We start from the raw sequence: 13,748 nt of genomic DNA, 5'->3' as shown, positions 1-13,748 counted from the left end.
TACAAGAGTCAAAATTAACCATTTTTCCGGAAAAAATAAAATTAACATTTGTAAAACAGTTAAACATTGTGAAGTGACAAAATGTCTGTGGATAAAATTGTGGATTAACAATAATTCAATGTAAATCATATAAAGTATTAAAATCCAGAAACTTATAAAATTTATCTAAATTTTTATTTTAGGTCTACTTTAACTAAGAAATTTAATAGTTATCAGCATTTGAGGGTTATTTTATTAAACAAAGAATGTATGGAAAACTATATATAATAATACTATATACAAATGTAAACGCATTGATTTTAGACTTTCAATTTGCTGTTCATCTTAGTTTTTTATCTAAAATTTAATGATGTAAACTGCTGTATTTAGCGCTTATATCTAAAGTTAAATTTACGTTATACATAATGCATAATGAATGTCTAAAGCTGACAGTTAATTACTATTTATAGCAGAAAAGCTCCTATTTATAATATGTATAAGCTTTATTCAGCTTCTGGCAATCCCCTTGCTCAATACTATTAGACTAATAACATATAGTGGCACAAAAATAAATTTATTAGGTAAATATTGATAACTTATCAAAAATAACTTATTAATAAGTTATTGACTTTTCGGGCTCATAAAAAGGCAAATTTAAAATCTGTTATGGATAAATTACTGTAAAATATTACATTTAAAAAGTAGAAATATTAAAACTACTTGTTTATCAATGTATTATATAGTTTACACTTGTACACAGCATTATTTTACATTTGTATATTACAAATAGTTGCATTTGTAAACTATATTATTTACATTTGTAAAGTACTTGAAATCTATTTTTATGAGTTTAAACGAGAGAATTTCCAAAGTCATAGAGTATTCAAATCTTACCTCTTCCGAATTCGCAGATGAGATAGACGTACAGCGATCTTCTATTTCACATATTACGTCAGGAAGAAACAAACCATCTCTTGAATTCATCATAAAAATAAAATCACGTTTTCCAGAGATTCTTTGGGATTGGCTGGTTACCGGTGAAGGCGAAATGCTGAAATCTGAATTACGTGAAGAAAATAAAATTCAGGAAAAAAAGCAGGAAGAAGAAAATTCAAAGACAACTTCTCTACCCGACCTTTTTACGATGATGAATAAAGATGAGGATTTTGGAACCGAAGAAATGGAAATTCCGGCTCCAAAAACAACTTCCGGAGAATCGTTTATACCGCACCAAAATACAGGTCAGGAAAAAATATCCGGTTCTCAGCGATTAGAGAAACATGATGATGAAATAACAAATCAAGTCGTTGGAAATCAGGATAATAAAATAAAACGTATTGTTATATTCTACGAAAACGGAAAATTTGAAAGTTTTGAGCCATAAAAAACCTGATCAGGAAAAGATCAGGTCAAAAATATTTGAGAAGAAAACTAAAGCTAATGCTTTATTTTTTTCAGCTATATTAATAAAATGAGATACTCATTTTGTATGCTTTCATGGTACACAACTAAATTACAAAATTAATACTAAATCCACAATAAAAAATTTAATTTAATATTATATAATCATTATTTAAAATAACCTGAATAAATATTATCAATTACGATTTATAAATAACTAAAAAAAGCTCTACTAATTGGTAGAGCTCTTTTTAGTTTGAAAAAAAGATTATTTTCCTTTTCTTCTTTCTAATTCTTTCTTAATGAGACCAAGCTCTCTACCTGTTTGTCCGGCAACAGAAGTATTTTCCTGGGCTCTTCTTGTAAGATACGGAACAACATCTTTTACGGGGCCGTAAGGGAGGTATTTAGCAACATTATAGCCCTTATCAGACAAATAAAACGTAATGTTATCACTCATTCCGTAAAGCTGCCCAAAATACACATGCGGATTACCATTTTCAAGGTTTTTTCCTTTCATTTTATCCATTACAAGCTCTGAAGAAATTTCATTATGAGTTCCAAAGAATGCCGAAACCTTATCTAAATGATCCATTACAAAATCAATTCCTCCATTATAATTTTTATCAGAGGCATCTTTATTTGGCTGAATTGGATCTGCATATCCTTTTTCAGCAGCTCTTGCTCTTTCTTTTTCCATATAAGCCCCCCGGACTATCTTATAACCAATAAAATAACCTTTCTCCCTTGCCCTTTGAAGATGTGCTTCCATATATTCCAATCTTCCAGTTCTATACATTTGAATTGTATTCCAAACAATAGGTTTTTCCTGATTGTATTTCTCCATCATCTCTTCACAAAGATGATCTGCAGCATCCTGCATCCAGGTTTCCTCTGCATCTACCATTACTTTTTTATCATTTTCGTGGCAAAGCTTACAAACCTCATCAAATCTTTTTACAACTCTTTTCCATTCTTCTTTCTGGCTGGAAGTCAGCTCTGCATTTTTACCAACTGCTTCGTAAAGGTCAATTCTACCAAAAGCTGTAGGTTTGAAAACGATAAAAGGAATTGCAGGATTTCCTACGGAAAATTTTACGATATCTTTAATTTCCTGACACACAGCATCAAAAGTGGCTTCATCTTCTTTGCCTTCTATAGAATAGTCAAAAATACTTCCAACTCCTCTTTTGAAAAGCTGTTTCACAACTTTCATACTTTCTTCACGTGTTTCACCACCGCAAAACTGCTCAAACAAAGTGTTTTTTACAATTCCGGTAACGAAAGGAAAATCATTATGAACAGTGAAATTAAGAACAGAAGTTCCAATTTTTGTAAGTGAAGGCTGCTCGATCATTTTGAACATCCAATACGCTTTCTTTAACTGTGCATCAGATTTATCTGCGAATGCAACTTTAGTATCGTTAAAAATGGGCATTACTTTTATATAAATTTAAGGTTCCGCAAAGGTAAGAAAACCTTAGTGTTTTTAAAGAAATTTTTCTACAAATTACCTTCGATTCCGCTTAAAAGCATGGCAATTATTCCAACGAAAACCCAAAATCTCAGAATATTGAGAGTCACAAATTTACTTTTCCTGGAAAAATTTAAAAGCAGATAAATACAAACAACCATCACAAACAATCCTCCTGAAAAATAATAAGCCATGAAACCTGAAATCCCCGTTCTGATAATTAATTTCATCGAAACAGCCATGGTAAAAATCAATAAAGAAATGATGATAATTTTTGTAGTTTTATTCTTATAGTAGTTAGGAATTGTAGTATATCCAAAAGCCTTATCAACACTCTTTGTCAATGTATCTTTCACAATATCAATACATAAAAGAATCAGAAAAAGGAAAATTGCCATTAAGAAAACTTTTAATGAAAAAGTTTCATAATAAACCATCATCCCGAAAAAGGGATATAACGTAAGGCTTACAAAAGTAAGATTATTTAAAACTAAAATCCTGCTTAATTTATGGCTGTAGAACCACATAAAAAACTGGTAAATAACAAAAAATAAAAATACTCTATGAGAAATAAACCATGCAACCCCTAATGATATTATACTTAAAAATAAGTAAACATACAGGAAATATTTCTGTTTAATAAAGCTTTGGATTCTTGTTCTAAAAGGTTTTACAATATGATCTTTTTCAAAATCGTAAAACTGATTGATAATTCCGCCTGCCAAAATAGTTAAAACTGTACAGAAGATAATACCGTGAACTTTAAAATCAAAAACAAATTTTCTTAAACTTTCCTCCTGATTAAAGAGGAAAAATGTGGAAACATACAGAGCAAAAGTAAGTAAAACAGCTACAAAAACACGAGCTCCCAAAAGGAAACCTACGAATTGTGACAGCCTGTAAAATAGAGATTTCCGGGCAATATTTTTTTGTTGGAAAGTTTCTTTTTCAGAATTCATTCCAACGTATTTAAAATCTGTAAATTACTTCTTTTTGGAAACCGTCAAGCATTTTTTCAGCCTTCTCGTAATCTCTAGTGAAACCTAAAATATACCCGCCGCCGCCGCTTCCGCAGAGCTTCAAATAATAAGCATTAGAATCTAACCCTTTTTTCCATATATTGAAAATACTCTCGGGAATCATCGGACGGAAATGTTCGTAAGCCCAATGAGAAAGCTTTTTCAGGTTTCTGAAGAAAGGATTCATGTCTTTTTTAAGGAAAGAATCAATGCAGGCATTATTATAACGAATAAACTCTTCTTTCAATGTTTTTCTGAAACCTTCCGTCTTCATTTTTTCAAAGAAAATCTGAATCATTGGTCCTGTTTCACCTGTCATTCCTGAATCAATCAAGAAAATAGCCCCCTTTCCTTCTTCCCCTTCCGGAATGGAAACTTTATCTAAATTTTCTCTGTTTTCGATGAGAATCGGAAGATTCATATAACAGATTAAAGGATCCATTCCTGAACTTTTACCATGGAAATAACTTTCCATTTCGCCAAAAACAGCTTTTAAGCTCTTTAAATTATCTTTAGAAATATTCTCAGGATTGTGCTTGCTCAACGAATATTTTTCGAAAATAGCAGCAACCAATGCTCCGGAACTTCCCACTCCATATCCCTGCGGAATATTAGAATCAAAGAAAAGTCCGTTTGAAATATCTTGTTTAAATTTTTGTACGTTTAATTTGAAGTCTGCAGGAAGGTCTAAATTTTCAAGAAAATCTGAATACTTTTGCAAATGTTCGTTTGATTTTTTTTCAAATTCGGAGCCTGAATCCGAGAATTTTAAAGTTCCTTTGTAGAAGCTATATGGAACTACAAGACCTTGAGAGTCTTCTATCATTCCGTATTCTCCGAAAAGAATTATTTTTGCGTAAAATAGAGGGTTCGTCATCTTGACAATAAATCTTTTTGCAAAGTTAAAAATTATTCCGCTGAATATAAGCAAAATTCAAGCCGAATTCTAACAAATTTTAACGAAAATACCTTTAAAGGTTTTAATTAAATATTAAAAACCCTTATTATTATTTTAAAATTAACAAAAAAAACCGAATTAATCAGGCTTTTTTACCATGTATTTGAATAAAACTATTGTTTGATTAATTTCTTAGTTACCGTTTGCTTTTCAGTCTCTACAGTAATTACATAATTTCCGGTCTGAACCGAAGAAAGATTGACCTCCGCATTATTTCCCTTTAATGAAGAAGCTGAAGTTATCAATCTGCCTGACGCATCAAAGATTTTATATGATTTTAAATTCTCTTTAGATGAAATAGTAATCATTGTTTTGGCAGGATTTGGATATATTCCGACAGTATCTTCAACTCCTAGAACAGCACAAGAGAAACTGGCTTGCCAACCCAAATCATTAACTCCCGGATCCGAAACAAATTTTACTGTAATTGCTCCCGAAGGATGAGTCGATGTAAATGTTCCAGGCAATGCGGTTCCCGTTAAGTTATTTCCGTTTGCAAATAATGGCGAGCTTGTGGATGGACCATTGTATATATACACCCAGCGAACCGGCTTTAATCTAATTAATGAGATATTTAATTAGATTTAATAGAGAGAAAAAAAGACGTCAATTGCTTAACGTCTTTTTTATAAGTATTTAATTTTTTTATAAAGTATCTCTGTCTTTCAACATTTTTACTTTTAGGAATCGAATTAAAACCAATCCAACTGCGAAAAATATCGTCATTGAAAGTGCTGCAATACGCATATTATTAAAATGCTCAATCAGCGTTGCAAAAATAAATGTTCCTAAAATGATTGCCAGCTTTTCCAAAACGTCATAAAAGCTGAAAAAAGTTGTGTTTTCCATAGAATCTTCCGGAAGAAGTTTTGAATATGTAGACCTTGACATCGCCTGAAGCCCCCCCATTACAAGCCCCACAACCGCTGCTACTCCGTAAAACTGGTACTCTACCGTAGGATTTTCTTTATTCAGGAAAAAAGCCCAGATACAAGCTACAATCCACAATACAATAGCGATAGAAATTACGTTTTTATTACCAATTCTTTTAGATAATCTTGAGAAAATAACAGCTCCTATGATAGCTTCAATCTGAATCACCAAAAGTGTTCCTATTAATTTATCCTGAGCAAGGTTTATTTCGCTTTTCCCAAATAATGTTGCCATAAGAAAAATCGTCTGCATACCAACACTGTAAAAGAAGAAGCTTGAGAGGAAGAATTTCAAATTTTTATCTTTAAATAATTCATTTCCTACTTTGAACAACTCATGGAAACTTTCTTTTGCAATGTCTTTATAAAAGCTTAAATTATCTTTAAAAACTTCAAAAAAACCACCCTGCTCAGCATGTTTTTTGAAAATATTTTTATAATTTAACAATACTAAATCTTTTGGAAGTTTATCTTTCACATCTCCAAATTGAGGAAGATGTTTGAAAGTATACTGAGAAAAACCAAACCACCAAGCCCCTGTTAACAAGAAACTGATTCTTGTAAACAATAACTGTTGAGCTGCACCTTTAGCAAAAACCTGAATTAATACCAAACAAATTACTACCAAAACTACAGAACCTATATATCCGTAAACATAGCCTTTTGCAGAAAGTGCATCCTGCTTGTCCCGAGTCGCAATATCCGGCAAAAATGAGTTATAGAATACTAAACTTCCCCAGAATCCTACGCTCGCTGTAATACTGAAAAGAAGGCCTAAAAATACATTGTGCATCCCCGTAAACATTGCCAGTCCCATACAAGAAGTGGCTCCTAAATAACAGAAAAACTGTAAGAAAGATTTCTTATTCCCAATGGTATCTGCCAGAGAAGACAAAAACGGTGAAAGGAAAACCACAATTAAAAAAGATATCGTTAAAGAATATCCGTAAACCGCATCCGGCTGATATTCTTTTCCGAAAATTTTAATCATGTGTCTTACCGGAACATCAATCCATTTTTTAGTTTCAGCTACGTATTCTTTCTTTTCGTAAGCTGTGGTAAGGATAGAATAGTAAATAGGGAAAATAGTAGAGGTAATTACCAGGGAATAAACAGAATTTGCCCAGTCATAAACAGCCCAGGCTTTCATTATCTTTGGATTATTCTTTATATTCCTAGGTTGTTGATTATCAATTTCAGACATTTCAAATAAATATTAGTACACAAAAATAAAAAAACCATTGAATATTCAGAGGTTTTTATTTTCTTTCATCAAACATTTATTGTTTAGTTAAAATTTAAGTTCAATTTCTACCGGTGATTTTGCCGGTGAAGCAGATCTCATGATGTCATGCTGAACCCTTATAAGTTTTAAATATTAAAAAAAAACAAAAAATCCGAAAGCGTTAGACTTCCGGATTTATAAATAATTTACTAAAACAATTATTACATATTTTCAATAACAATAGCAGAAGCGCCACCACCGCCATTACAGATAGCTGCAGCACCATATTTTGCATTGTTTTGCTTTAAAACATTAATCAGAGTTACAATAATTCTGGAACCAGAACTTCCAAGTGGATGACCAATAGCCACTGCTCCGCCATTTACGTTTACTTTAGAAGCATCTAAACCTAAAATTTTGTTATTTGCCAAACCAACCACGGAGAAAGCTTCGTTAAACTCGAAGAAATCAATGTCTGTAAGCTCTAAACCTGCCTTTTTAAGAGCAATTGGTAAGGCTTTTGCAGGTGCGGTTGTAAAGTTTTCAGGCTCCTGGGCAGCATCTGCATAAGAAACAATTTTAGCTAAAGGGGTAAGGCCTAATTCTTCCATTTTTTCTTTGGAAACAAGAATTAATGCAGAAGCTCCGTCATTAAGTGTAGAAGCATTTGCAGCCGTTACTGTCCCTTCCTCTTTTTTGAAAACCGTCGGTAAAGTAGGAAGCCTGTCGAAGTTTACTGCTTTGTATTCTTCATCTTCAGCAAAAACGATTGGATCTCCTTTTCTTTGAGGAATTGATACCGGTACAACCTCATCATTGAATTTTCCTTCACTCCAAGCCTTCGCAGATCTTTTATAAGATTCAATGGCGAAATTATCCTGCTCTTCTCTTGTAATGCTATAATCAGTCGCACATTTTTCTGCACAAACTCCCATATGAACTTTGTTGTAAACGTCTGTAAGACCATCTAAAACCATTCCGTCCTGCATTTTCACATCACCTAATTTTGTAGCGTTTCTTGCGTTATAATAGTGAGGAACGGCAGACATATTTTCCATACCCCCGGCAACAATTACATCTGCGTCGCCAGCTTTGATAGCCTGTGCAGCCATAGTCACGGCCTTCATTCCTGAAGCACAAACTTTGTTTACTGTAGTAGAGGGTGTTTCGATAGAAAGACCAGCTCCAAGGGCAACCTGACGGGCCGGTGCCTGTCCTTCACCCGCCTGTAAAACATTTCCCATATAGATTTCCTGAATGTTTTTGGGATCTAAACCAATTTTATCTAATGCTCCTTTTACAGCAACAGAACCTAATTTTGTAGCAGGAACCGTTGATAAACTTCCCAAGAAACTTCCAATCGGAGTTCTTACCGCGGAAACGATGAATACTTCTTTCATTTTATAATTCTATTTTTAATTTTTTAACTCAATGATTCCTTTCGGCTTCACTTACAGTTTTATTTTTTATTTTCTTTAGCTTTCATTAAAACCAAATCGAATTTCTCGCCATTCAGCTGAGAATTTATTTTTATATAATTATCCTGTGTTGCAATTACTGTATTACTAAAAACATCACCGACTTTGATAGGATTGCTCTGTTCTGTTTTTTCAAGGACAATTAATTTATAATTACATTCGTCCACAAAAACAATGCTTGATTTTATAAAATCTTTACCATCATTATAATATTCCGTCTGAATATTATCCTTCACAGTCATATACCAAAGATTCTTGGGATAATTGATACGTAAAAACGTTCCCTCTTTTATATTACTGCACTTTACCGGGTTGTCCACAGGTTTTGCCTGAGCTGCTGCTTTCTGACCTTTAGTCTGAGAAAAAACTAAGGAAGAAAAAACAATGGCAAATAAACTTAATAGCTTCATATGTTGTGTTTATATTTTTTTGTTATTACTTTTTGAAAAAATCATTAAGAATGCTCCCAAAAATTCGAAGAACCATCCCCATCTCAATTTTACAACCCCCGCAAGAGTTTTTCTCCATGATTTAAATGGTAAAAAGCTGAAATAATCCAATGACTGAATTTTAACTGCAATTAATGTAAAAATGAACAGTAAAATTAAAAGAACAGCAAATGTTCTCGTAATTTTCTTTTCATTATTCACAATTCCGAACAAGGCGCAAGCCGAGAAAATCCAGCAGGCAATAGCCAGATAATGATCCAGCTTCCAATAATTCCAATTCCCGATTATGGGTACGTGTACCAAAGGCAAAAAACTACCCACAACAACCAATAATAATCCAAATAACTGAATATTTTTCATCTCTCTATAAAGTGCCAAAATACAAAAAAAAACACACTTAAAAACAGTGTGTTTTAAAATCTATTTATTTATATCCAAACAATTGTTAGCTTTAAAATAATTGTCATAAATTTAACAATTTCACAATAAAAAAATCAATTACTTAATTATTTTAAAATATACATTTGCGATTTCAAGACCAATTTGCAATCCGTATTCCTTCTTTAGCTGAGCATTTATTATTAAATGCATGTATTACATCTTTTTGAATAAACAAATAAATCCTACCGTAACCTATTGCTAATTTGCTATGGGGTATTTTAGCCAAAAACATTTTGTAAAGTGCCTTTTGAGCCTTATGGTCTTGTTTTTTGTCAAAATAAAGCCCTCTCTAAGTTCTCTATCTATAAGATGAAAAATATTTCAATTGGTTGCTTGATTATAAAAAATTGCACTTTCTTTGGAAAATGCAATGTAATTTTAATAATCAAATAAATTAATGGCTCACAGAAGAGACTTCTTCCGGATTATGCTTATGTCTGAATAAAATAGCAAACAGAACGGCTAAAACCAATGCATAAGCAGCAAAAGAAAGCCAGATATTATGCCAGTCTTTTACCATTACAATTGATGATAAAGTACCATCCGGATTTACCGCAGAATTGAAGCTTTTTTTTAAGATTTCCAAGAAAGTAGGATTATCTGGGGTTGTTTCCAAATACGCTGACAAATCTGTTACTGTTGTAAATCTGTAAGTAAAGAATTTATCAATAGCCCAGCCCGCAGCATAACTTCCGAAAACAGCTCCAAAACCGTTTGTCATCATCATAAACAAGCCTTGTGCAGAAGAACGAATCTTTTTGTCAGTTGTGGTTTCAACGAAAAGTGATCCCGAAATATTGAAAAAATCGAAAGCCATACCGTAAACGATGCAAGAAAGAATAATCAAACTTAAACCGTATCCTTCAGGAACTCCGTATGCAAAAAATGCAAATCTAAGAACCCAAGCCAACATCGACATTAGCATTACCTTTTTGATTCCGAATTTCTTTAAAAAGAAAGGAATCGCCAGAATAAACAATGTCTCAGAAACCTGAGAAATAGACATAATAATCGTAGACCTTTGTACAACAAAAGAGTCTGCATATTTTGGAAAATGTTCAAATTCGCTCAAGAATACGTCTCCATAAGCATTTGTAAGCTGTAAAGCCGCTCCTAAAAGCATTGAAAACAAGAAAAACAATGCCGTTTTATAATCTTTAAATAATTTAAAGGCATTAAGCCCGAATTGTTCTGTTAAAGGAGCGCTTTTATCAATCAATTTTTGAGGAGGACATTTTGGTAACGTCAAAGCGTAAATTCCCAGACAAACAGCAACGGCTCCGCCAATATAAAATTGTCCTTCGGTAGCTTTATTTCCCGTAAGGTTGGTAATCCACATGGCAACGATAAATCCTATCGTTCCCCAAACACGTATAGGCGGAAAATCTTTCACCACATCCAGATTACTGTTTTTCAGAATCGTATAAGAAATCGAGTTCGCCAGGGCAATTGTCGGCATATAGCAACACATTGCAATAAGCATCACTGTAAAGAAAGAACCAGGTTCTGTAGAATGTGGTAATATAAAAAGAACAATTCCGTAAAGAATATGTAAAGCCGCAAAAATGCGTTCTGCATTCACCCATCTGTCGGCGATAATTCCTGTAATGGTCGGCATAAAAATAGAAGCTATTCCCATTGTTCCGAAAACTGCTCCAAACTGAGCTCCGTCCCAATGTTTTGTGCCAAACCAAAAATTAGCCATCGTAATCAGCCAAGCCCCCCAAACGAAGAACTGAAGAAAACTGAGGATGGTAAGTCGTAGTTTTAAATTCATAGTTAGTGTAAAATATCTCTTTAGTCGATTTTCTTTTTTCTCCTTTTGATTTCTTCCTGAATCTCCAGAGCTGTATCGTAATCTTCTTCTTTTACGGCTTCTTCCAAAAGCTTTTGAAGCTCTTCCATCGAGATAGATTTTAAACTATCTTCTGTCTGGACCGTTTCTGAAAACGATTGCTCTTCTTTGGAAACATCTTCCAATTCTAAAAGAATACCAGCTTCATTCAGTACTTGCTGGGTTGTAAAAATAGGAGCATCAAATCTTACAGCCATTGCCACGGCATCAGAAGTTCTTGCATCAAGAATTAATTCTTCATCATTTGCCTTATTTCTAAAGTTGATGTTTGAGAAAAATACTCCGTCTACAATCTGATAAATAATAACCGAAACAAGTTCGTAATTAGCAGAAACTATAAATTTTGTGAATAAATCATGTGTAAGAGGACGTGGCGGATGGATATCTTTCTCCAGACCAAGAGAAATGGATTGCGCCTCGAAATTTCCTATAACAACAGGTAATTTTATATGTGTTTCTTCATGTTCCAATAACAAAGCGTACGCCCCTGATTGGGTCTGGCTGTACGATATTCCGCGAATAATTAGCTGTTTATAATCCATAGCTACAAATATAAATTAATTTTTTATTGTAGGATTTACTTTTTAGACAAAAATAAAAGCCCTTTTCGGGCTTTTATTGTATTTTGTAGATTAAGAATTATGAATTTTTAGTTGTACCCGAATCTTCAGTTTAGACTTAAAGAAAATTCAAATAACTATTCAGACAATTCATTTGCCTTATCCTTTTAAAGCTTTGATTTTCTCTGTTAAAGCAGGAATAATTTGGAAAGCATCTCCTACTACACCGTAATCAGCTGATTTGAAGAAAGGAGCTTCAGGATCACTGTTGATTACGACAATAGTTTTAGAAGAGTTAACTCCAGCTAAGTGCTGAATCGCTCCGGAAATACCTACAGCTACGTAAAGATTTGGTGAAATAGCTTTACCAGTCTGTCCTACGTGCTCTGTGTGGGGTCTCCACCCAATATCAGAAACGGGTTTAGAACAAGCCGTAGCAGCCCCTAAAACGTTTGCCAGATCTTCAATCATCCCCCAGTTTTCAGGACCTTTCATCCCTCTGCCGGCAGAAACTACTACTTCAGCCTCTTTAAGGTCTAGTTTTCCTGAGCTTTGTTCGTGAGAAATTACTTTAGTATCCTCATTAGCAACAGACAAATTTTTCACTTCTTCTGAACCCGATACTGCATTTTCCTTAGCACCGAAAGCATTTTGAGAAACCGTAACGATTACTCCTGCCCCTTCAGCTTTTGCATGCATAAAACCTTTTCCTGAAAAAGATCTTCTTTTCACCTGAAACGGAGAAAGACTTTCCGGCGCAGCGATAGCGTTGGTAATTAAAGAATATCCATTCATAATTGCCAGCATAGGAGCAATTGAAGAAGCATCTGTTGTGTGAGGGAAAACGATAATATTTCCGTTTGCCACCTCGCTTACGGCCTGAGCATAAGCTTTAGCCGAGAAACTTTTAAGACCCTCGTCTTTTATGTTAATTACATTTGATGCTCCATATTTGTATAATAAATCTGAAGAATCTGTAGGGTTTACAGAAATTGCTGTTACTGTATCACCAGCCTGATCTGCAATAGCTTTAGCATAAGCAACTGCTTCAAAAGCTGCTTTTTTGTAAACTCCGTTTATATTTTCTGCGTATACGAATACTGCCATTTTTTTTAAATTAAAAGATTAAAATTAAAGATTTAAGTTCAGGCTAAGCTTTAGGAATATTATTATATTAAACTTAACCTCAGCTTCAATATTAGATAACTTTAGCTTCTTCATGAAGCAGTCTCACCAATTCATCCAAGTTATCTGCAGAAACCAATTTTACAGCAGCTCTTGGCGGTACGCTGTCATAAGAAACGCCCTGAACTTTCACTTCAGAAGATGTAGCTTCTACCACCTGTAAAGGCTTTGTTCTAGCAGACATAATACCTCTCATATTTGGAATAATCAAATCTTTTTCATCCACCAATCCTTTCTGACCGGCAATTACAGCAGGTAATTTTACAGAAATAGTTTCTTTACCGCCTTCGATTTCTCTTACAGCAGTTGCTTCACTTCCATTAACGTCAAGACCTACAGAAGCATTTACAAAAGGCTGATTCAACAATTGGGCAACCATTCCCGGAACAGAACCGCCATTATAATCAATAGATTCTTTACCACAAAGAATTAAGTCATAACCTCCGTTTTGAGCAACAGAAGCAATTTCTTTTGCCGTAGAATAGCTGTCTTTAGGATCGATATTTACTCTTACCGCATCATTTGCCCCGATTGCTAATGCTTTTCTGATTACAGGCTCTGTAGCTGCATCTCCCACATTGATTACTGTAACAGTAGCACCTTGAGATTCTTGTAATTTAATAGCTTTTGTCAATGCAAATTCATCCAAAGGATTAATAACCCACTGAATTCCGTTTTTGTCGAACGCAGATTTGTCTGCCGTGAAGTTAATTTTGGAAGTAGTATCCGGAACACTACTTATACAAACTAATATTTTCATGTGTACTATTTTAATTGTTTCTCTTTTTTATA

Annotated in this window: 13 protein-coding genes; 1 reads left to right on the top strand and 12 read right to left on the bottom strand. The window is 33.7% G+C overall.

The features are described from left to right. The first annotated feature begins 823 nt into the window (after nucleotides 1-823). Nucleotides 824-1,363 carry a helix-turn-helix domain-containing protein gene (locus ACM39_RS14190; protein ID WP_048511717.1) on the top strand — a complete coding sequence of 180 codons (540 nt, stop codon included), beginning with the start codon at nucleotides 824-826 and terminating at the stop codon, nucleotides 1,361-1,363. A 285-nt stretch (nucleotides 1,364-1,648) separates the two neighbouring features. On the opposite strand, the gene ACM39_RS14185 is transcribed toward ACM39_RS14190, so the two are convergent. From ACM39_RS14185 to ACM39_RS14130, 12 genes are all read right to left on the bottom strand, one after another. Further along, nucleotides 1,649-2,818 (bottom strand): proline dehydrogenase family protein, encoded by a 1,170-nt coding sequence (locus ACM39_RS14185; RefSeq protein WP_048511716.1) that lies wholly within the window; start codon nucleotides 2,816-2,818, stop codon nucleotides 1,649-1,651. 65 nt (nucleotides 2,819-2,883) lie between these two features. Next, nucleotides 2,884-3,813: a UbiA family prenyltransferase gene (locus ACM39_RS14180; RefSeq protein ID WP_048511715.1), complete on the bottom strand. Its 930-nt coding sequence runs from the start codon at nucleotides 3,811-3,813 to the stop codon at nucleotides 2,884-2,886. A gap of 10 nt (nucleotides 3,814-3,823) precedes the next feature. Then, a complete protein-coding gene (locus tag ACM39_RS14175) occupies nucleotides 3,824-4,750 on the bottom strand; it encodes a mevalonate kinase (RefSeq protein WP_048511714.1) in 927 nt (308 codons plus the stop codon). Nucleotides 4,751-4,944: 194 nt separating this feature from the next. After that, complete coding sequence (locus tag ACM39_RS14170; RefSeq protein ID WP_228377122.1) at nucleotides 4,945-5,370, bottom strand: T9SS type A sorting domain-containing protein; 426 nt, start codon at nucleotides 5,368-5,370, stop codon at nucleotides 4,945-4,947. Between the two features lie 106 nt (nucleotides 5,371-5,476). Continuing rightward, entirely contained in the window at nucleotides 5,477-6,967 is a 1,491-nt protein-coding gene (locus tag ACM39_RS14165; RefSeq protein ID WP_048511712.1) for an MFS transporter, read from the bottom strand. A gap of 242 nt (nucleotides 6,968-7,209) precedes the next feature. Next, nucleotides 7,210-8,388 carry an acetyl-CoA C-acyltransferase gene (locus ACM39_RS14160; RefSeq protein WP_048511711.1) on the bottom strand — a complete coding sequence of 393 codons (1,179 nt, stop codon included), beginning with the start codon at nucleotides 8,386-8,388 and terminating at the stop codon, nucleotides 7,210-7,212. Between the two features lie 59 nt (nucleotides 8,389-8,447). Next, nucleotides 8,448-8,876: a hypothetical protein gene (locus ACM39_RS14155; RefSeq protein ID WP_048511710.1), complete on the bottom strand. Its 429-nt coding sequence runs from the start codon at nucleotides 8,874-8,876 to the stop codon at nucleotides 8,448-8,450. Nucleotides 8,877-8,885: 9 nt separating this feature from the next. Then, nucleotides 8,886-9,275, bottom strand: coding sequence for a hypothetical protein (locus ACM39_RS14150; RefSeq protein ID WP_048511709.1), 390 nt, complete (start codon nucleotides 9,273-9,275; stop codon nucleotides 8,886-8,888). Nucleotides 9,276-9,750: 475 nt separating this feature from the next. Further along, nucleotides 9,751-11,133 carry a nucleoside permease gene (locus ACM39_RS14145; RefSeq protein WP_048511708.1) on the bottom strand — a complete coding sequence of 461 codons (1,383 nt, stop codon included), beginning with the start codon at nucleotides 11,131-11,133 and terminating at the stop codon, nucleotides 9,751-9,753. Nucleotides 11,134-11,153: 20 nt separating this feature from the next. Further along, entirely contained in the window at nucleotides 11,154-11,753 is a 600-nt protein-coding gene (locus ACM39_RS14140; RefSeq protein WP_048511707.1) for a bifunctional nuclease family protein, read from the bottom strand. 177 nt (nucleotides 11,754-11,930) lie between these two features. Beyond that, entirely contained in the window at nucleotides 11,931-12,878 is a 948-nt protein-coding gene (locus tag ACM39_RS14135; protein WP_048511706.1) for an electron transfer flavoprotein subunit alpha/FixB family protein, read from the bottom strand. Between the two features lie 91 nt (nucleotides 12,879-12,969). Continuing rightward, a complete protein-coding gene (locus ACM39_RS14130; RefSeq protein WP_048511705.1) occupies nucleotides 12,970-13,716 on the bottom strand; it encodes an electron transfer flavoprotein subunit beta/FixA family protein in 747 nt (248 codons plus the stop codon). Between the last annotated feature and the right edge of the window lie 32 nt (nucleotides 13,717-13,748).

Origin of the sequence: Chryseobacterium sp. FH2 (assembly GCF_001045455.1) — a bacterium.
In the GTDB taxonomy this organism is placed as follows: Bacteria; Bacteroidota; Bacteroidia; order Flavobacteriales; family Weeksellaceae; genus Chryseobacterium.
Note: the sequence above shows the minus strand (reverse complement) of the source record. Positions and strands in the feature narration are given on the sequence as shown.